General features: G+C 65.4%; 17 protein-coding genes. 13 read left to right on the forward strand and 4 right to left on the reverse strand.

Going from position 1 to position 19,042, the window contains the following annotated elements:
• Positions 1-165: 165 nt before the first annotated feature.
• The 6 genes from LDO86_RS09465 to LDO86_RS09490 all read left to right on the forward strand — a co-directional run bounded on the left by LDO86_RS09465 (position 166) and on the right by LDO86_RS09490 (position 4,191).
• Positions 166-597 (forward strand): VOC family protein, encoded by a 432-nt coding sequence (locus LDO86_RS09465; protein ID WP_018770983.1) that lies wholly within the window; start codon positions 166-168, stop codon positions 595-597.
• A gap of 95 nt (positions 598-692) precedes the next feature.
• Positions 693-1,397: a hypothetical protein gene (locus tag LDO86_RS09470; protein ID WP_026266025.1), complete on the forward strand. Its 705-nt coding sequence runs from the start codon at positions 693-695 to the stop codon at positions 1,395-1,397.
• 18 nt (positions 1,398-1,415) lie between these two features.
• Complete coding sequence (locus LDO86_RS09475) at positions 1,416-1,922, forward strand: HAD domain-containing protein (protein ID WP_026266024.1); 507 nt, start codon at positions 1,416-1,418, stop codon at positions 1,920-1,922.
• A gap of 153 nt (positions 1,923-2,075) precedes the next feature.
• Positions 2,076-3,323: an inorganic phosphate transporter gene (locus tag LDO86_RS09480; protein WP_018770980.1), complete on the forward strand. Its 1,248-nt coding sequence runs from the start codon at positions 2,076-2,078 to the stop codon at positions 3,321-3,323.
• Positions 3,320-3,541: a hypothetical protein gene (locus tag LDO86_RS09485; protein WP_018770979.1), complete on the forward strand. Its 222-nt coding sequence runs from the start codon at positions 3,320-3,322 to the stop codon at positions 3,539-3,541. The genes LDO86_RS09480 and LDO86_RS09485 overlap by 4 nt, the downstream gene beginning before the upstream one ends.
• A gap of 89 nt (positions 3,542-3,630) precedes the next feature.
• Entirely contained in the window at positions 3,631-4,191 is a 561-nt protein-coding gene (locus tag LDO86_RS09490; protein ID WP_018770978.1) for a dihydrofolate reductase family protein, read from the forward strand.
• A 10-nt stretch (positions 4,192-4,201) separates the two neighbouring features.
• Here the strand turns inward: LDO86_RS09490 and LDO86_RS09495 are convergent, their stop codons facing one another.
• On the reverse strand, positions 4,202-4,666 hold the full coding sequence (locus tag LDO86_RS09495) for a hotdog fold thioesterase (RefSeq protein WP_026266023.1): 465 nt from the start codon (positions 4,664-4,666) through the stop codon (positions 4,202-4,204).
• Positions 4,667-4,883: 217 nt separating this feature from the next.
• Between LDO86_RS09495 and polA the strand changes: the two genes are divergently transcribed.
• The 5 genes from polA (at position 4,884) to LDO86_RS09520 (ending at position 12,075) form a co-directional block, all read left to right on the forward strand.
• A complete protein-coding gene (gene polA / locus LDO86_RS09500; protein ID WP_043425302.1) occupies positions 4,884-7,526 on the forward strand; it encodes a DNA polymerase I in 2,643 nt (880 codons plus the stop codon).
• Positions 7,527-7,585: 59 nt separating this feature from the next.
• Complete coding sequence (locus LDO86_RS09505; RefSeq protein WP_026266021.1) at positions 7,586-8,875, forward strand: GNAT family N-acetyltransferase; 1,290 nt, start codon at positions 7,586-7,588, stop codon at positions 8,873-8,875.
• Positions 8,876-9,152: 277 nt separating this feature from the next.
• Positions 9,153-10,628, forward strand: a complete 1,476-nt coding sequence (rpsA, locus tag LDO86_RS09510) for a 30S ribosomal protein S1 (protein ID WP_018770974.1) — start codon at positions 9,153-9,155, stop codon at positions 10,626-10,628.
• Positions 10,629-10,897: 269 nt separating this feature from the next.
• Positions 10,898-11,224 (forward strand): helix-turn-helix domain-containing protein, encoded by a 327-nt coding sequence (locus LDO86_RS09515; RefSeq protein ID WP_224084454.1) that lies wholly within the window; start codon positions 10,898-10,900, stop codon positions 11,222-11,224.
• 50 nt (positions 11,225-11,274) lie between these two features.
• Complete coding sequence (locus LDO86_RS09520; RefSeq protein WP_263422048.1) at positions 11,275-12,075, forward strand: IS3 family transposase; 801 nt, start codon at positions 11,275-11,277, stop codon at positions 12,073-12,075.
• A gap of 652 nt (positions 12,076-12,727) precedes the next feature.
• Here the strand turns inward: LDO86_RS09520 and LDO86_RS09525 are convergent.
• Positions 12,728-13,228 carry a GNAT family N-acetyltransferase gene (locus LDO86_RS09525; RefSeq protein WP_018772000.1) on the reverse strand — a complete coding sequence of 167 codons (501 nt, stop codon included), beginning with the start codon at positions 13,226-13,228 and terminating at the stop codon, positions 12,728-12,730.
• Positions 13,212-13,901 carry a YigZ family protein gene (locus LDO86_RS09530; RefSeq protein ID WP_018771999.1) on the reverse strand — a complete coding sequence of 230 codons (690 nt, stop codon included), beginning with the start codon at positions 13,899-13,901 and terminating at the stop codon, positions 13,212-13,214. The genes LDO86_RS09525 and LDO86_RS09530 overlap by 17 nt, the downstream gene beginning before the upstream one ends.
• 88 nt (positions 13,902-13,989) lie before the next feature.
• Here LDO86_RS09530 and coaE point away from each other — a divergent pair, with 88 nt between their 5' ends.
• Positions 13,990-15,204: a dephospho-CoA kinase gene (gene coaE, locus LDO86_RS09535; RefSeq protein WP_018771998.1), complete on the forward strand. Its 1,215-nt coding sequence runs from the start codon at positions 13,990-13,992 to the stop codon at positions 15,202-15,204.
• Between the two features lie 80 nt (positions 15,205-15,284).
• A complete protein-coding gene (uvrB, locus tag LDO86_RS09540; RefSeq protein WP_018771997.1) occupies positions 15,285-17,384 on the forward strand; it encodes an excinuclease ABC subunit UvrB in 2,100 nt (699 codons plus the stop codon).
• Between the two features lie 97 nt (positions 17,385-17,481).
• Here the strand turns inward: uvrB and LDO86_RS09545 are convergent, their stop codons facing one another.
• Positions 17,482-18,807, reverse strand: a complete 1,326-nt coding sequence (locus tag LDO86_RS09545) for an extracellular solute-binding protein (RefSeq protein ID WP_026266194.1) — start codon at positions 18,805-18,807, stop codon at positions 17,482-17,484.
• Positions 18,808-19,042 lie beyond the last annotated feature (235 nt).

Here is a 19,042-nt window from a genome sequence, read left to right on the forward strand (position 1 = left end):
GATATGCCTCGACACGGAAACAGTTTCGTCCCCTGACATTCAAACCCCGGAACACGGGATGAACAGGGGAGACTTCCCCTACCGGGTGGCGGCCGGATAGGGCAGGATGTTGTCTGCCCGCGTTCCGGCCGAAGCAGTTCCGGCCCCTGTGAAGGAGAACCTGCCATGCCAACAATCCTCAATCCCTACATAAGTTTCCGGGACAATGCCCGTGAGGCACTGAACTTCTACCAGCAGGTGTTCGGCGGCGAGCTGACACTCAGCACTTTTGGTGACTTCCAGGCCAGCGAGGATCCTGCGGAAGCGGAAAAGATCATGCACGGCATGCTGATCACCACCCAGGGCCTGGTCCTCATGGGCGCTGATACCCCCAACAGCATGGAGTACCACCCGGGTTCCGCCATCTCCATCTCGCTCAGCGGCGATGATGAAGTGGAGCTTCGCGGCTACTACGAGCAGCTCAGCGGCGATGGCGGCGCGGTGACAGTCCCCATGGAAAAGTCGCCGTGGGGTGACATCTTCGGCATGTGCACCGACCGGTACGGAGTCGCCTGGCTGGTCAACGTCAACGCATCGCAGGCCACGCCGGCACCCTGAGGACCCTGAGGACGTGGAGGGGGGAGGGCCGGCCAGCCTGCATGGATCTGCCCCTGCGCCTTGAGGCCGGGCCCCCGGGCTGGGAGGATTGATGCGTGAGGCCCCTCATGGAGTTCCTGTACGACAAGTGGTGGATGGTGTTTCCACTGATGGCGGTGGCCGGCCGCTGGGCAGGCGGCTGGCGGCGTGCCGGCGACCGCCGGTACCGGCGCCGGGTCGAACTGTACAAACTCCAGAACCAGGACAAACTCCAGAACCAGGCACGCGAAGCTGCCAGGGCGTCGGTGGCCGACGTGAAGTCGCTCATGGCCACCCACGATGCCACCAACCGGCGATGGCTTGACTATGAGCTCGACGTGGGCAAGCTCGTTGACTTTCCCCTCATGACGGACGTCCGGGAACCCCTCACGGTCGCCTTCCTGCGCGCCAAACGCGAAGCCGACGGCCTGCGGCCACCCTCTGCCGAAGACCTGACATCAGTGGCCGGCCTTGACGCCTACCGGCAGGCCGTGAACAACTTCGCGGTGGCCCTGGATGTGGCCGAGCGCGAAGCCATACGGATCAGGGACAGCAAGTTCAGCGGCCCCGAACGCGAACGGCTTGCCGTGGCACGGAAACTGCTCATGATTGCCGAGAACCATGCGGCTACCCCGGCCGAACGGCAGTCTGCCTACAAGCGGGCCCGGCGTGAGCTGGACGGGCTCATCGTCCTGCCGGACGTCACAGTGGCGGCCCTTGAGGGCAGAATCGCGCCGCCGCTGGATGCAGGTCCCAGGCCGCCGCAGTTCCACCAGGGCTGAAGCCCCTGCAGGTGCAGCGTGCGGCGGACGCTTTATTTGGATGTCGACGGCGTGGTCTGCCCGTTCGGCCCGGAGGGAACCACCGGCTGGGGGTCCGCCTGGCAGCGCGCCGACGCTGGGCTGTTGCCCGTCACCTTCGCCGCAGAACTCGTATCGGGGCTCAACTCCCTGGCCATGACGCCCGGGCTGCGTTGTGTCTGGCTCACCAGCTGGGAGGAGCTGGCGCCCCAATACCTGTGTCCCGCCGTCGGACTTGCGGGCAGCGGCTGGCCATACCTTGCCGCGGACGGGGCAGCCGGCGGGGCCGTCTGGTGGAAGCTCCGGGCCATCCAGGGCGACGTCGAGAAGACCGGACCCGACTCGGTGGCGTGGGTGGATGACCAGCTGGCGTTCGAGGCTGAAGCACAATCATGGGCACGCTTCCTGGGGAGGCGCATCCTCACGGTGTCGCCCCATCCGCGGCAGGGAATCACGCCCGCGGAACTGGACATGCTCCGCTCTTTCCTGGCCGGGCCCGTGTTTTGACCTCCTGCCCGGTACGCGTACGATCGATAAGGTTTCCCGCCGGTTGTGCCATCGCCGCAAGTCATTCCAAAGCAAACAACTGGTGAACTATGCTGTCCAAGGCAGCCGGGTAAGAGAAACTGCTGAACGTCGACTCTGCAGATTGGGCAACAGGTGGATATCACCTTCATGGTGGCGCTGGTCATCGCACTGGCACTATTTTTCGACTTCACGAACGGCTTCCACGACACCGCGAACGCCATGGCAACGCCCATCGCAACCGGTGCCATCAAGCCCAGGACAGCCGTGGCCCTGGCAGCCGTCCTGAACCTGGTGGGCGCCTTCCTTTCCACCGAGGTGGCCAAGACAGTGTCCGGCGGCATCATCCGCGAAGGGTCCGGCGGCGTCCAGATCACGCCGGAGATCATCTTCGCCGGATTGATGGGGGCCGTCCTGTGGAACATGGTCACATGGCTGAAGGGTTTGCCCTCCAGCTCATCCCACGCACTGTTCGGCGGACTGATCGGCGCGGCCATCGTCGGCGCAGGGTTCAACTCCGTCAACCTTGAGACGCTCCTTCAGAAGGTCATTCTTCCGGCGGTCTTCGCACCGCTGATCGCAGGCCTTGCCGCCTACGTCTGCACGCGCCTTGCCTACGCCCTCACGTCACGCCACGATCCCGAGACGGGCACCAAGCTCACCCAGAAGCGCGGCGGCTTCCGCACGGGGCAGGTCTTCACGTCCAGCCTGGTGGCCCTGGCACACGGAACCAATGACGCCCAGAAGACCATGGGCATCATCACGCTGGTCCTGATCGCCGCCGGAAGCCAGGCGCCCGGGTCCGGTCCCCAGCTTTGGGTGATCGCCGCCTGCGCCCTCGCCATCGCCATCGGTACTTATGCCGGCGGCTGGCGGATCATCCGCACCATGGGTTCCGGCCTGACCGAAGTCAAGCCCGCCCAGGGCTTCGCGGCCGAGACCAGCACTGCGTCCGCCATCCTCGCCTCGTCCCACCTTGGCTTCGCCCTTTCCACCACGCAGGTAGCCTCGGGTTCCGTCATCGGCTCCGGAATGGGACGCCGCGGGACCACCGTCCGCTGGAACATGGTGGGCAAGATCGCGCTGGGATGGCTCTTCACCCTGCCTGCCGCCGGCATCGTCGGTGCCCTGACCGCCCTGCTGGTGAAGACCGGCGTCGTGGGCGTGCTCATTGCCGCGATTGCCGGCAGCGCCGCGGTGCTCTTCATGTTCTTCTACTCACGCAAGTCCTCCGTGAGCCACCAGAACGCCGTCGAGGTGGAGGAAGCCGGCCAGGCTGTCCGGTTCGCCAAGAAGAAGGCCATGGCCCGCGCCCGGGCCGAAGCCAAAGCTAAAGCCAAGGCGGACGCCAAAGCCAACAACCCCAAGGAGAATCGGCGATGAAGTGGTTGGAACTCCTGACCGTTGCCGGCGCCACGCTGGTTGCTGCCGCAACAGTGGTGACCCTTTACTCGCTCGGCGTCCGGCTGACGGCGATCGCCGCTGACGCCGAACAGACGTCCCCGGCCATGAAGCGCTCGTTCGCTTATGCTTGCTTCGGCCTGTGCGGCCTGGCTGTCCTGGTGGGGCTGTACCTGATCATTCCGTACTTCTCCAAGTAGCCATTCCCGGAAGCTGCTGCCCGGAGAGCCGCAGCCCGGGCATGGCCCGGGCCATTGGCTGGACTGGGCCGCTTGGCTAGGCTGGGGCCATGCCCCGCATCCAATACTTTGTGGCCGCGTCCCTTGATGGCTTCATCGCCACGTCCACCGACGATCTGGACTGGCTCCTGCAGTTCGACGGCTTCGAAGGCGGGGCCGACAGTTACGGCGAGTTCATGTCCGGGGTGGGCTGCATCGTCATGGGCGGGGAAACCTACGCCTGGCTGATGGAGCACGAGCCCGGCAGGTGGCCGTACACGGACACACCCAGCTACGTCTTCACGCACCACGAATACCGTGCCTCGGAGGGCGCAGACATCACGTTCGTCCGCGGGGATGTCCTGGAGTTCATGGCCGACTTCGAGCGCGCGGCCGGGGACAGGAACATCTGGGTAGTGGGCGGCGGCAACCTGGCGGCCCAGTTCGCGGATGCCGGACTGCTGGACGACATCATCCTTTCCGTCATCCCGGTGGTCCTGGGCAGCGGGAAGCGGCTGCTCCCGGTAAAAGGACCGACGCCGCCGCTCGAGCTGGCTGCGTCCCGCACCATGGGCAGGGGGATCGTGGAGCTGCGCTATCTGCTGCCCGGGCGAACGGGCCCGCGGTCCTGACGCACGTACCTCAGCCGGCGTCGTCCCGGAGCATGTTGGTGATCCGTGCCGTTGAAAGGCGCCGTCCCTGGGCATCGGTCATGACGATTTCATGGGTGGCAAGCGTGCGCCCCAAATGGATCGCCGTACAGGTGCCCGTCACCATGCCCTTCGCAATGGACCGGTGATGCGTGGCACTGACCTCGATGCCGACGGCATGCCGGCCGGGACCGGCGTGCATCCCTGCGGAGAACGAACCCAGGGTCTCGGCCAGCACCACGTGCGCGCCGCCATGGAGTATGCCTGCCACCTGGGTGTTGCCCTCCACCGGCATGGTGGCAACGGTCCGTTCCGGACTCATCTCCAGGAAATGGATTCCCATTTTGACCACCAGGGCGCCAACGCCAAACCGGCCCAGCCAGCCGTGCATGTGGTCGGGAATGCCGGCGGCCGCCAGCTCCTCCGCGAAAGCGCCCGGCGTGAAATTGTCTGTCATGGCAACTAGGCTGGCACCTGTGAGTGAAACAACCAAACCGGCCCCTTTCCCGTCTTCGGCCATCGCTGAGGAGGCTGCCGCGCAGCTTTCGTCCTCCACGCCCAGGCCTGCTGCAAAAGCCGCCACCCCCGCTGCCGGTGGGTCTGTTTCAGCCACGGAAGCGCCCGTGATTCCCATCACCGACCAGCCCCGGCTGCTGGTCCTTGACGGCCACTCCATGGCGTTCCGCGCCTTCTTCGCCCTGCCCGCGGACAAGTTCTCCACGTCCAACGGCCAGCACACCAACGCCATCCACGGCTTCACCTCCATGCTGATCAACCTCATCAAGGAGCAGCAGCCCACCCACATCGCGGTGGCGTTCGATGTCTCGGACGAATCCACCCACCGGAAGACCGAGTACAGCGACTACAAGGGCGGCCGGAACGAAACCCCCCGCGAGATGAGCGGCCAGATCGACCTCATCGCGCAGGTCATGGAAGCGTGGGGCATCAAGACCATCAAAATGCCCGGCTACGAGGCCGACGACATCCTGGCCACGCTCGCCACCATGGGTGAAAAGGCCGGATTCGAAGTCCTGCTGGTCTCCGGTGACCGGGATGCCTTCCAGCTCATCACGGACAACGTCTTCGTGCTCTACCCGCGGAAGGGCGTCAGCGACATCCCGCGGATGGACGCTGCGGCCATTGAAGCGAAATACTTCGTCAGCCCGTCCCGCTACTCGGACCTTGCCGCCCTGGTGGGGGAGACGGCCGACAACCTGCCGGGCGTGCCCGGCGTCGGGCCCAAGACCGCGGCGAAATGGATCAACCTGTACGGCGGCCTGGAAGGCGTCCTGGAGCACCTTGACTCCATCGGGGGCAAGGTGGGCGACGCCCTGCGGGAGAACGTCGACGCCGTGAAGCGCAACCGCCGGCTGAACCAGCTCCACACCGATCTTGAGCTCCCCGTCACCCTGGACGACCTCTACCAGCCGCGCCCCGACCAGGCCGCGATTGAGGACCTCTTCGACCAGCTGGAGTTCAAGGCCATCCGCGGCCGGCTGTTTGCCCTCTACGGCGACGCTGACACTCCCGCCGCCGAACGCGACAGCATCGAAACACCGCACTACACCACGCCTGCCGGTGCCGCCGAACTGGCCGCCTTCCTGGCCGCAGGCGCCGGCCAGCGGACCGCCCTCGCTGTGGACCTCGTGCCCGGCCGCATTGGCGAGGACGCCGCCGCGCTGGCCATCGTGCGCGGCGACGCCGCCGTCTACGTCGACCTCGCCGGCCAGGACGCCGAAACCGAAAATGTACTGGCCGGATGGCTGCGCGACCCCGAAGCACCCAAGGTGATGCACGGCTTCAAGGCCGCGCTCAAGGCACTCACTGCCCGCGGCCTGGAGCTGGAGGGCGTGGTGGACGACACCTCCATCTCGGGCTACCTCATCCAGCCGGACCGCCGCACCTATGAACTCGCCGAACTCGCCCAGCACCACCTCAACGTGGGAATCCCCGCCGCCACGGCCAAGGCCGGGCAGCTGGAACTGTCGTTCGACGGCGACGACACCGCAGCCGCCGACGCCCTGGTCCAGGCCGGCGCCGTCGTGCTGGCCCTGAGCCGCTACTTCGAGGACGAGCTCAAGGAGCGCAAGGCGGAGGAACTGCTGTCCACCCTGGAACTGCCGGTCAGCCGGGTCCTCGCCGACATGGAACTCGCCGGCATCGCCATCGACATGGACAAGATGGATGAACAGCTTGCCGACCTCGCGCGGGTGATCGACCAGGCGCAGGAACAGGCCTTCGCTGCCATCGGCCACGAGGTCAACCTGGGCTCGCCCAAGCAGCTGCAGACCGTCCTGTTCGACGAACTGCAGCTCCCCAAGACCAAGAAGATCAAGTCCGGTTACACCACGGACGCCGCTTCCCTGAAGAACCTCCTGGAAAAGACAGGGCACGAGTTCCTGGTGCAGCTCATGGCGCACCGCGAGGCGGCCAAGCTGCGCCAGATGCTCGAATCGTTGAAGAAGTCCGTGGCGGAGGACGGCCGGATCCACACCACCTACGCCCAGAACGTGGCCGCCACCGGCCGGATCTCGTCCAACAACCCCAACCTGCAGAACATCCCCATCCGCAGCGAGGAAGGCCGGCGCGTCCGTGGCATCTTCGTGGTCAGCGATGGCTACGAATGCCTGTTGTCCGCCGACTACTCCCAGATCGAGATGCGCATCATGGCGCATCTTTCGGGGGATGCGGGCCTGATCCAGGCGTACAGGGACGGCGAGGACCTGCACCGCTTCGTCGGCTCCAACATCTTCCACGTCCCCACGGACCAGGTCACCAGCGCCATGCGCTCCAAGGTGAAGGCCATGTCCTACGGGCTTGCCTATGGTTTGACGTCCTTCGGCCTGTCCAAGCAGCTGGAGATTTCCGTTGATGAGGCACGGACCCTGATGAAGGATTACTTCGACCGCTTCGGCGCCGTCCGCGACTACCTCCGGGGAGTGGTGGACCAGGCCCGGGTTGACGGCTACACCGCCACCATTGAGGGGCGCCGGCGGTACCTGCCGGACCTGACCAGCACCGATCGCCAGCTGCGCGAGAACGCCGAGCGCATCGCGCTCAACAGCCCCATCCAGGGTTCGGCGGCGGACATCATCAAGCGCGCCATGCTGGGTGTCCATGCCGAACTGCAGGCGCAGGGCCTGAAATCGCGGATGCTGCTCCAGGTCCATGACGAACTGGTCCTGGAAGTCGCTGCCGGGGAGCGAACCGCCGTGGAGAAACTGGTGACCGAGCAGATGGCGGCAGCCGCGGACCTGAGCGTGCCCCTGGAAGTCCAGATCGGCGTCGGACCCAGCTGGTACGACGCCGGGCACTAACGTGTGTTGATGCTGGCCAGGCGCCGGAGGTCTTGGCTAGGCTCAGGTGCGTGGCTGATCTGAGTGGAAACTACGAAATCCGGCGCTTTGGTGCTGTATCCAGGGGCAAAGACGGTTACGCCCAGGCGGAAACCTGGAGCCGCGCCGTATCCTTCGGCTTCCACGAATCCACCCGCACCCCGGAACACGTCGCGAAGACGCTCGAAACGTATGAGGCAGACCGGCGCGTCCTCACCGGCGCCTACCAAACGGGCCCGGTGGCGCCCTCGTCGCTGCCCGCGGACGTGCCGGTGGCCACCTTCGGCACCATGCGCAATACCCTCAACGTAGGCTTCGGGCGCCTGGTGGAAGCCCACCTGGTCACCGCCGTTACCGTCCGCACCTCGCACCGGCGGCGGGGGCTGTTGCGGCGGATGATGAGCGAGGACCTGCAGCTCGCGAAGGACGACGGGGTGGCGGTGGCGGCGCTGACCGCATCAGAGGGAACCATCTATGGCCGGTTCGGCTACGGCGTGGCCAGCTTTGAACGCACTGCCAAGGTGGACACCACTGCGCGGTTCAGCCTGCGGCACCAGGCCACCGGCACCGTGGAGGTCGCCGACCCCAAGGCCCTGCTGCAGCTGGCTCCTGAAGTCTTCGACCAGGTGCACCGGCTGACTCCGGGGTCCGTAGGCCGGCAGGACTGGTATCGGCTGCTTGCGTCGGGCGAGCTCGGCCGCGACGGCAAGGAGGACCCCGCCATCAAGGTGGCGCTCCACTACGGCCCGGGCGGCGACATTGACGGCTACGTTTCCTACAAGTTCCTCGGCTGGGACACCGAGCCCTACACCGTGGAAGTAGTGGACCTGCTGGCCGGCAGCAACGATGCCTACCTGGAACTCTGGCAGTTCCTTGGTGCCATCGATTTGGTGGACCGCGTGTCCTGGATGGAAGCCCCGTTGGACGACCCCCTGGCCTGGGCCCTGGACGATCCCCGCTGCATCGACTCCTCGGACAGCCGGGACATGCTCTGGCTGCGCATCCTCGATGTCCCCAAGGCACTCTCCGGGCGGCAGTACCCAACAGCAGGCCGCCTGGCGCTGAAAGTCCTGGACCCGCTCGGCCTCACGGCTGGAACCTACGCCCTTTCGTCCGACGGCGGCCAGGCCGCCGTCGAGCGCCTGCCGGAATCCGCGGAGGCGGACCTGACCCTCGATGTGTCCGCCCTGTCGTCCATCTACGTCGGCGGGGTCAGTCCGGTTACGCTGGCGGCAGCCGGCAAAATCCGGGAGCACACGGCAGGTTCGGCGTTGACGGCCATGCAGATGTTCGCCGTCGAACGGGCGACGCACTGCCTCACCCACTTCTGAGGTCGGTTGACTGCATGGGGTCCGGTCCTGGGTGAACGCGCCACCGGCGTACTGCGCCTGCCCGCTTTGACCCGAATTGCGGGCAGCGACTAGAATAAACGGGCGTGTACCACGTGTACGCACTTGCGTCCCCTCGCGGGGCGCATTGAAAGCAATCCACAAAATCAGGATGACCCGGAGGATCCGTCGGATTCACCGCGAATCGCGCCTGCGTTCCATAACGCGGGCGCGCCGGTTTGCCTGACCGACTAACTATCCACAACGGAGCCCCTACTACATGACCATCACCTCCACCGAGAAGCCCGGTACCCCCGTAGTCGCCATTAACGACATCGGTACCGCTGAGGACTTCCTCGCAGCAGTCGACGCGACCATCAAGTACTTCAACGACGGAGACCTCGTCGAAGGTACCGTCGTCAAGGTCGACCGCGACGAAGTTCTGCTCGACATCGGTTACAAGACCGAAGGTGTCATCCCCTCCCGCGAGCTTTCCATCAAGCACGACGTTGACCCCGGAGACGTCGTCTCCGTTGGCGATCAGGTCGAAGCCCTGGTGCTCACCAAGGAAGACAAAGAAGGCCGCCTGATCCTCTCCAAGAAGCGCGCTCAGTACGAGCGTGCCTGGGGCGACATCGAGAAGGTCAAGGAAGAAGACGGTGTCGTCACCGGTACCGTCATCGAGGTTGTCAAGGGTGGTCTTATCCTCGACATCGGCCTGCGCGGCTTCCTGCCCGCATCCCTCGTCGAGATGCGCCGCGTGCGCGACCTGGCTCCGTACATCGGCCAGCAGATCGAAGCCAAGATCATCGAGCTGGACAAGAACCGCAACAACGTGGTCCTGTCCCGCCGTGCATGGCTGGAGCAGACCCAGTCCGAGGTCCGCTCCACCTTCCTCAACAAGCTGGAAAAGGGCCAGGTCCGTCCCGGCGTTGTTTCCTCCATCGTCAACTTCGGTGCCTTCGTGGACCTGGGCGGCGTAGACGGCCTGGTCCACGTTTCCGAGCTGTCCTGGAAGCACATCGACCACCCGTCCGAGGTTGTCGAGGTAGGCCAGGAAGTCACCGTCGAGGTCCTCGAGGTCGACCTGGACCGCGAGCGCGTCTCCCTGTCGCTCAAGGCTACGCAGGAAGACCCGTGGCAGACCTTCGCCCGCACCCACGCCCTGGGCCAGGTTGTCCCGGGTAAGGTCACCAAGCTGGTTCCGTTCGGTGCGTTCGTCCGCGTCGAAGACGGCATCGAAGGCCTGGTCCACATCTCCGAGCTGGCCGTGCGCCACGTGGAGCTGGCCGAGCAGGTTGTCTCCGTTGGCGACGAACTGTTCGTCAAGGTCATCGACATCGACCTGGAACGCCGCCGCATCTCGCTGTCCCTCAAGCAGGCCAACGAGGGCGTCGACGCCGACAGCACCGAATTCGATCCGGCTCTGTACGGCATGGCCGCAGAGTACGACGAAGAGGGCAACTACAAGTACCCCGAGGGCTTCGACCCCGAGTCCAACGAATGGCTCGAAGGCTACGAGACCCAGCGCGCCGCTTGGGAGCAGCAGTACGCTGACGCCCAGGCCCGTTGGGAAGCCCACAAGAAGCAGGTTGCCCAGCACGCTGCTGACGACGCTGCTGCCGCAACGTCCGGTGACGGCGATTCCGGCGCCACCAGCTACTCCTCCGAGCCTGCTGCCACCGACACCGGTGCCGGCACCCTGGCTTCGGACGAGGCACTTGCTGCCCTGCGCGAGAAGCTGACCGGCAACTAATTGCCGCCGGCCCGGATTCCGGGCTGACGCAAGGGGCCCCCGCGAAAGTGAACTGCTCCCCGAAAGTTGGACTGAAAAATCAGTTCTGACTTTCGGGGAGCAGTTTTATGCATGGAAGAAGTTCGTTGTCCGAGGAACAGCGCGAGGCCGCGGTGGCGCTGTTTGAGATCGGGTGGGGCTCCAGAGCTGTAGCAACCAGGCTCGGGGTGCGTCGGAAGCCGATCCTCCGGTTACACGACAGATGGCGCGTTCGTGGGGATACTGCTCTTGTGACCAAACCAGGCAACCGCGTGTATTCATTCGAGCTCAAGCTCAACGCCGTGCAGCGATATATCTCCGGCGAGACCAGGGTCGCACTGGCCAAAGAGCTCGAACTATCCTCGCCACACCTGATAGCCGTGTGGGCAATGCAGTACCGGGCTCAGGGCGAGGAAGGCCTCCGTCCGAAACCTAAAGGCCGCCCAAGGAAGAACCCAGATACCCCGCCGCAGCAGGAACCGGAGCTGCAGCGGCTGCGACGTGAGAACGAACGCCTGCGTGCAGAGGTTGCTTTCCTGGGAAAAGTAAACGCCTTGAGGGGCAGGGAGCAGCGCTAAAGGTTCGCGCTGTCATCGCTCTCAAGGCTGAGCACCGATTAGAGGTTCTGCTGGACGTGGCCGGGTTAGCCCGGTCCACGTTCTTCTACCACCAAGCCAAACTCAATGGCCCCGATCCACGGGCGTCCCTGAAGGCCGCTGTCACTGACATTTTTACGAAGAACCACGGCCGGTACGGGCATCGCCGGATCCATATTGAACTGTTGAAGCAAGGATGGACGGTCGCTAAGAAGACGGTTCTGAAGCTGATGCGTTCCCTCCGGCTGGTCTGCAAGGTCCGAAGCAGGAAGCGATACAACTCCTACCAGGGCGAGCAAGGCATCGTGGCCCCGAACCTGCTGAAACGCCAGTTCGACGCGGACGCCCCAAACCAGAAGTGGGTGACCGATGTGACCGAGTTCAGCGTCGGCGACAGGAAGCTCTACCTCTCACCGATCATGGACCTGTTCGACCGGCAGATCATCTCCTACGCCATTGGGACCTCGCCCAACCTGGAACTGACCAACTCCTCATTGCGCGGCGCCTTGGCCACGCTGGAGAACGGGCAGAAACCCCTCGTCCACTCAGACCAAGGGTTCCAGTATCAGCACAACTCCTGGCGCACACTCCTGGAGAACGCCGGCGCCGTCCAATCGATGTCACGCAAAGCCAACTGCTACGACAACGCCGTCATGGAGAACTTCTTCGGACACCTGAAGGAAGAGCTCTTCCACCGCGTCCGGTTCCTCAACACCGACGCACTCGCATCAGCGCTGCACGCATACATCAGCTGGTACAACACCGAAAGAATTTCCACCAAGCTCAAGGGCTTGAGCCCGGTACAGTACCGTGCTCAGATGCTTGCGGCTTAGGTCCCAATTAGAAGCACAGCTGGACTAGGGTCCCCCCATTAGACCGCAGCCAAACGCGCCCTTGCCTGTCTGCACGACGATAAAAACTCTGGCTTCGGCAGAAGGCTCCTGAGCAAATATCTCGCCCCCTCCGGCTGTCCTGCCTTGAGAGGTTAGGGCGGATACATCGTGTTCGGCGGGCTGTGGGTTGGGACCACAGTTATATTCGCGGTCGGCAAACTGCACTCTGGACGGAACTTCCTTGGGCGACAGGACCCAGTCCGATGTCTGTTGATGGACGTTCCATAGCCGGACGCCGGCAAAAATGCCCGCCAGCACCAACACGGAAACCATCAAAGACAAAGCGATTCGCGTCCCCCGGCTCATGGACCAAACGATCCACGAATACGGCATGAAGGTCAATGAACGGGCTAAACCCAGGTGCAGCTCTCGTACCCCTTCGCTTGGCAGGTGGTACAAACACGCAGAAGTCCCCGTCCCACTTGGGACGGGGACTTCTGCGAACAGCCGATAGCTGGCCGCTAAAGTGGATACATCGCATTTGCGAGTCCAACTTTCGGGGACCAGTTCAAAGCGGGGGCCCGTTGTGCTTTAACGCGACAGCTGGCTGGCAGCTGCCCGACAACGCACGGGGCGTTGCGGTCAGCCGGGCCTACAGGTCGACGACGGCGAGGACCGTCCCTTCGCCGTCAGAGGTCAGTGCCGCCCCGGCTGCCGCGAGCAGCCGCTGGGCGCGGTGGTTCCCAGCCAGGGTACGCGCGGTGACGCGCCTCAGGCCGGCCCGGCGGGCCTCCGCCAGGACCAGGTCCAGGGCGGCGGTGCCGATCCCGCGCGAACGGAAGCTCCGGCCAAGCCAGATCCCGGTTTCCGCGGAAGGCACGTCGGCACCAGCGTTCCGTTTGAGGCGCACGGAGCCGGCAATCCGGCTGCCGCTGAAGACGGCCCAGGACTTTTCCGCTGCGGGGCCTCCCAACCCGGCGGCCGCAGCGTGATGGTAGCTGTAGAACCAGGCAGTGCGCTCCAGGTTCCAGCCGGGGCCGCCCAGTGGGGGAGCGACTTCATCCGGGGAGGCGTCGCGCTTGGCCAGCTGGAGCAGCTGGTCCGCTACGGCTTCATCGACGTCCACCAGGGTCACTTCAGGTGATGGCTTCATCCACCCATTCCGTTTCACCGGGCGTGAGCGTGGCAGACCCTGCAGTCAGCTGCAGGACGCGGTCAGTTGCGGCAGCTATGGCGGCTGCGTGGTCCGGCACGGCAATCCGCAGCACCGTGTGCCGGTCCTGGTAGCTGGTCTCCGCCATGACGGCGCCGGTGGCACGCAGGTCGTTCTCCAGCCGCCCTGCGGCGGCGTGCGGTACCGCCGTGGAACAGATCCGCAGCCTGCTGCGGCGGACCAGGGGCGCCAGGTCCAGGGCTGCCGAAACCGACTCGGAGTAGGCCCGGACCAGCCCACCGGCGCCGAGCAGGACGCCGCCGAAATAACGCACGACGACGGCACTGGTGTCACTGAGGTCGGTCACCCCGGGTGCGGTCTCCCTCTTCAGCAGGGCTTCGAGCATGGGGATGCCTGCAGTCCCGGCAGGTTCGCCGTCGTCGCTGGAGCGCTGGATGGTGCGGTCCGGCCCAAGGACAAACGCCGAGCAATGGTGGCGCGCGTCGTGGAATTCCCGGCGGAGGTCCGCCACCAGGTCACGGGCCGCAGCCTCCGTGCCGGCCCTCCGCAGGACCGTGATGAACCGGGAGCGCTTGATCTCGAGTTCGTGCCGGAAGTCCCGGCCGGCCGCCAGCGTGGTGTAGGTGCCTGACCGGCTGTCTTGCTCTTGCATCCGCCCCAGTCTAGGCCCACCCGCCGGCGGCCTCACCTCCCTGCTTCCAGGCGGCGGACCTGCGGCCGGGGACTAGTAGGCTGGCGGGGTGCTGAAAATCGGGCTGACGGGCGGGATCGCTTCAGGGAAATCGGTGGTGGCCGCGCGGCTGAAGGAACGTGGCGCCGTGCTGGTGGACGCAGATGCGCTGGCACGGGAGGTGGTTGAGCCCGGCACCGAGGGCCTCGAGCGGATTGTGGGGGAGTTCGGCGCGGACATGCTCGACGGCGCCGGGCGGCTGGACCGCGCACGGCTCGGCGGGGCGGTGTTCGGCAACCAGGAGCGTCTGGCTGCGCTGAACGCCATCGTCCACCCCCTGGTACGCGCCCGCGCCGCCGCCATCACGGCAGCGGCGCAGGAAGACGCCATTGTGGTCCAGGACATCCCCCTTCTGGTGGAGACGGGGCAGGGGGCCGCCTTCCACCTGGTGCTGGTGGTGGACGCCCCGGACGAGGTGCGGATGCAACGCATGCAGGAGCAGCGCGGCATGACCGCCGAAGCGGCGCGCGCGCGGATGGCCGCCCAGGCCACCCGGGAGGCACGGCTGGCCGCTGCCGACGTCGTCCTGGACAACTCCGGCACCATCTTGCACCTGCTTGAGCAGGTAGACAGGCTCTGGGACCGGCGGCTGGTGCCGTTTGCGCGCAACCTGGCGGCCGGGACCCGCGCACCGCGGAAGGGGGGACCGGTGCTGGAGCCGCACCGGAAGGAATGGGCACGGCAGGCGGCCCGGATCGCGGCCCGGCTGGAAGCGGCTGCGCCCGGCCTCATCCTGGCCGTGGACCACATCGGCTCCACCTCCGTTCCCGGCCTGGCCGCCAAGGACGTCATCGACCTGCAAGTGGCGGTGCCGGACCTGGAAACCGCGGACAGGATCGCGCCGCTCCTGGCGGCTGCCGGCTTCCCGGCAGTACGGGGAGCCGAATCGGACACCCCGAAGCCCAACGCCCCTGATCATGCCGAATGGCAGAAGCGGTTCCACGCCAACGCGGACCCGTGCCGGGCCGTGAACGTCCATGTCCGGGCCGCCGGCTCGGCCGGGTGGCGTTACGCGCTGATGTTCCGCGACTGGCTGCGGACTGACCCCTCCGCGGTCCGGCTTTACGAAGCGCACAAGGCGGACCTGGCAGGACGCTTCGCGGACTCCGCCACCACCAGGGCCTACGCGGACGCCAAGGAGCCCTGGTTCACCGACGTTGCCTGGCCGCGCATGTCCGCCTGGGCCGAGGCAACAGGGTGGGTGCCGCCGTCGTACGCGTCCTGAGGCAGGTCCTTGGACGGGCGGCTGTTCGCCTGTAACGGACGGGACCGCCCAGTGTCGGTGCCCGGTTGTAGATTAGATCCATGAGCCTTGCGCAGGAGATCAACCGTGTTGTAGCGCCCTTTGAGGTCATCAGCGAATTCAAGCCCGCGGGCGACCAGCCGGCGGCCATCGCGGAGCTGACGGAGCGGATCAACAACGGCGAGAAGGACGTGGTGCTGCTCGGTGCCACGGGTACCGGTAAGAGCGCCACCACTGCCTGGCTCATCGAACAGGTGCAGCGCCCCACCCTGGTAATGGTGCAGAACAAGACCCTCGCCGCCCAGCTGGCCAACGAGTTCCGCGAACTCCTGCCCAATAACGCGGTGGAATACTTCGTTTCCTATTACGACTACTACCAGCCCGAAGCCTACGTCCCGCAGACGGACACGTTCATCGAAAAGGACTCCTCCATCAATGAGGAAGTCGAACGGCTGCGCCACTCCGCCACCAATGCCCTCCTGACCCGCCGTGACGTCATCGTGGTGGCCACCGTGTCCTGCATCTACGGTCTGGGAACACCGGAGGAATACATCGCAGGGATGGTCACGCTGCGCAGGGGCCAGGAGATGAACCGGGATGCCCTGCTGCGCAAGTTCGTGTCCATGCAGTATGCCCGGAACGACATGGACTTCCACCGCGGCACGTTCCGGGTACGGGGCGACACGGTCGAGATCATCCCCATGTACGAGGAACTGGCGCTGCGGATCGAGTTCTTCGGGGATGAAGTGGAAAACATCTACACCCTCCATCCGGTGACGGGCGATGTCATCCGGGAGGAGACGGAGATGTACGTCTTCCCCGCGTCGCACTACGTGGCCGGGCCGGAGCGGATGAGCCGCGCCATCAAGACCATCGAGGCCGAGCTCGCGGAGCGGCTGGCGGTCCTGGAGGGCCAGAACAAGCTGGTGGAGGCACAGCGCCTCCGCATGCGGACCACCTACGACCTCGAAATGATGCAGCAGATGGGCTTCTGCAACGGCATCGAGAACTACTCGCGGCACATCGACGGCCGCCCCGGCGGATCTGCGCCGCACTGCCTGCTGGACTACTTCCCGGACGACTTCCTGCTGGTGGTGGATGAATCCCACGTGACCATCCCGCAGATCGGTGCCATGTACGAAGGCGACATGTCCCGGAAGCGGACCCTGGTGGACCACGGCTTCCGGCTGCCCTCCGCCATGGACAACCGGCCCCTCAAGTGGGATGAGTTCCTGGAACGGATCGGCCAGACCGTCTACCTTTCCGCCACCCCCGGCAAGTACGAACTTGGCAAGGCCGACGGCTTCGTCCAGCAGATCATCCGCCCCACCGGGCTGATCGACCCCGAAGTGATCGTCAAACCAACCAAGGGCCAGATCGATGACCTGCTGGGCGAGATCCGCACCCGGGTGGAGAAGGATGAGCGGGTCCTGGTCACTACGCTTACCAAGCGCATGGCCGAAGACCTGACGGACTACCTCCTGGGGCACGGCATCAGGGTGGAGTACCTCCACTCCGACGTTGACACGCTGCGGCGCGTTGAACTCCTGCGGGAGCTGCGCCTCGGCAGCTTCGACGTCCTGGTGGGCATCAACCTGCTCCGTGAAGGACTGGACCTGCCGGAGGTCTCCCTGGTAAGTATCCTGGACGCAGACAAGGAAGGCTTCCTGCGCTCCTCAACGTCGCTCATCCAGACCATAGGCCGTGCCGCCCGCAACGTGTCGGGCCAGGTGCACATGTACGCGGACCGGATCACTGACTCCATGGCCAACGCCATCGACGAAACCAACCGGCGGCGCGCCATCCAGGTGGCCTACAACAAGGAACACGGCGTTGACCCGCAACCGCTGCGCAAGAAGATCGCGGACATCACGGACCAGCTGGCCCGCGAGGACGCCGACACCCAGGAACTGCTGAACAACAACCGGCTGGCCAAGGGTGCCAAGCGCAGCAAGTCGGGCGCCAAGGGCGCAGCGCAGGTGCGTGCGGACGGGCTGGCCGCTGCACCGGCCGAGGACCTGGTGGGCCTGATCGAGCAGCTGACGGAACAGATGCACGGCGCTGCGGCTGAACTGCAGTTCGAGGTGGCGGCCCGCATCCGCGACGAAGTCAGCGACCTGAAGAAGGAGCTGCGGCAGATGCAGGCGGCCGGCCACGCCTAGGCGCTGCTTTTCCAGGCAGCCGCAGCCATGACCGGAAACGGCGGGCACCCACCCCGGGTGCCCGCCGTCGCGCTTTCTCTGCTGTGGTGCTGTTGCCTTACTTCCTGGCGGAGTCGATCATTCCCTTAGCTTCCTGCATCAGGCCCTTCGCAGCATCCGAAGGGGATTTCCGGTCGAACAGGACATCAGTGCTGTACCGCTGGATAAGCGCCTGGACGCCGGAGGAACCGGTGGGAGGTACCGGCGGACCGCTCTTCAGGTCCGGCTTGATGTCCTTCAGGAACGCGGCAGCGGCCTTGTCCGCAGGGGTCAGCAGCGGGTCGATCGCCGTCTGGACCTCGGAGTTGGTGGGGAAGCCGCGTTCAGTCAGGATGGTCTTGGCCGCATCCAGGTTGTTGAGCATGTAGTTGACCACTTCTGCGGCTTCCTTGGGGTGCTTGCTGCGCGAGGAAACTGACCAGAACATGGACGGTTTGTAGGACATGCCGTTGTCTTTGGCGCTGCCGGTGGAGCTGGGTGCCCGCAGGATCTTCACCTCGGTCTTCAGTGCGGACTGGAGCGCATTCACCTGGTTGGTCCACCACCACGACATGGCCGTCTTGCCGGTGGCGAACAGGGTTTGTTCCACGGGGGCGCTGATGTCCTCGGTGGCAATGTTGGCCGGTGGGGCGGCGCCCTTGTTACGCAGGTTCAACACGTTCTGGAAGAAGGACGCTGCCGTGCCCTCGTCAAAGCCGAGGCCGCCATCCGCCGAGTACAGCGACTCGCCGTGCTGCATGGCCCAGGTGTTCAGGTCGGAGTCGGTCAGGGAGTAGGAGCTGCCGTAGTTGGTCTGGCCGGCCTTGCCCGCAGCCGCCGCGATCTGGGCGGCGGTCCGGGCGTAGTCGTCCCAGGTCCAGGTTTTGTCATCCGGGATGGGAACCCCGTAGTCCTGGAACATCTTGGTGTTGATCATCACGGCCTTGGCGTTCTGCCCGGTGCTCAGGCCGTACTGCTTGCCGCTCACCTGGCCGGACTTCAGGGCGTCCTGGTCAATCTTGGACGTGTCGACGTTGCCCTGCTTGGACAGGTCCAGCAGCGCGCCCCGGCCGCCGTACTCGGCGATGTACGCCTGGTCCATCTGGATCACGTCCGGTGAATCGTTGGCGGCCGTGGTGGTGGCCAGCTTGTCCCAGTAACTGCTCCACACCCCGGGCTCAGCCTTGACGGTGATGTTGGGATGCGAAGCCTGGAATGCATCGATCACCTGCTGCGTCTGCTTGTTCCGCAGGTCGTTGCCCCACCAGGTGAAGCGGATGGTGACGTTTCCGCCGTCGCCCGACGATGAAGAGGGGGAGGACGAACAGCCGCTGGCCAGCATGGCCAGCGCGGCGGCGGTGGCAAGGGCCTTGGCCACCACGCCAGTGCGATGAGGAGTCTTCATTGACCAACCTTGCTTTTCTGGGAATGACGCCGGGACGCCGGGTCGAAGCGAGAAACCGCTTTCTCGCCTGGACGTGATTATTGCAAGCGTGCCGGCGGCCGTCAACGGTTTGGGGGAAAACGTTATCCAGCGACGTGCGCCCGCGTCCCGGGGCGCGCCGGTCAGCCCCCTGGGGTACAGTTAATGGCACGTAGGGGAGTATCCCAAGCGCTACGATCGTCAACACGCAGGGCAC

The organism is Arthrobacter sp. StoSoilB19 (genome assembly GCF_019977275.1).
GTDB lineage: Bacteria > Actinomycetota > Actinomycetes > Actinomycetales > Micrococcaceae > Arthrobacter.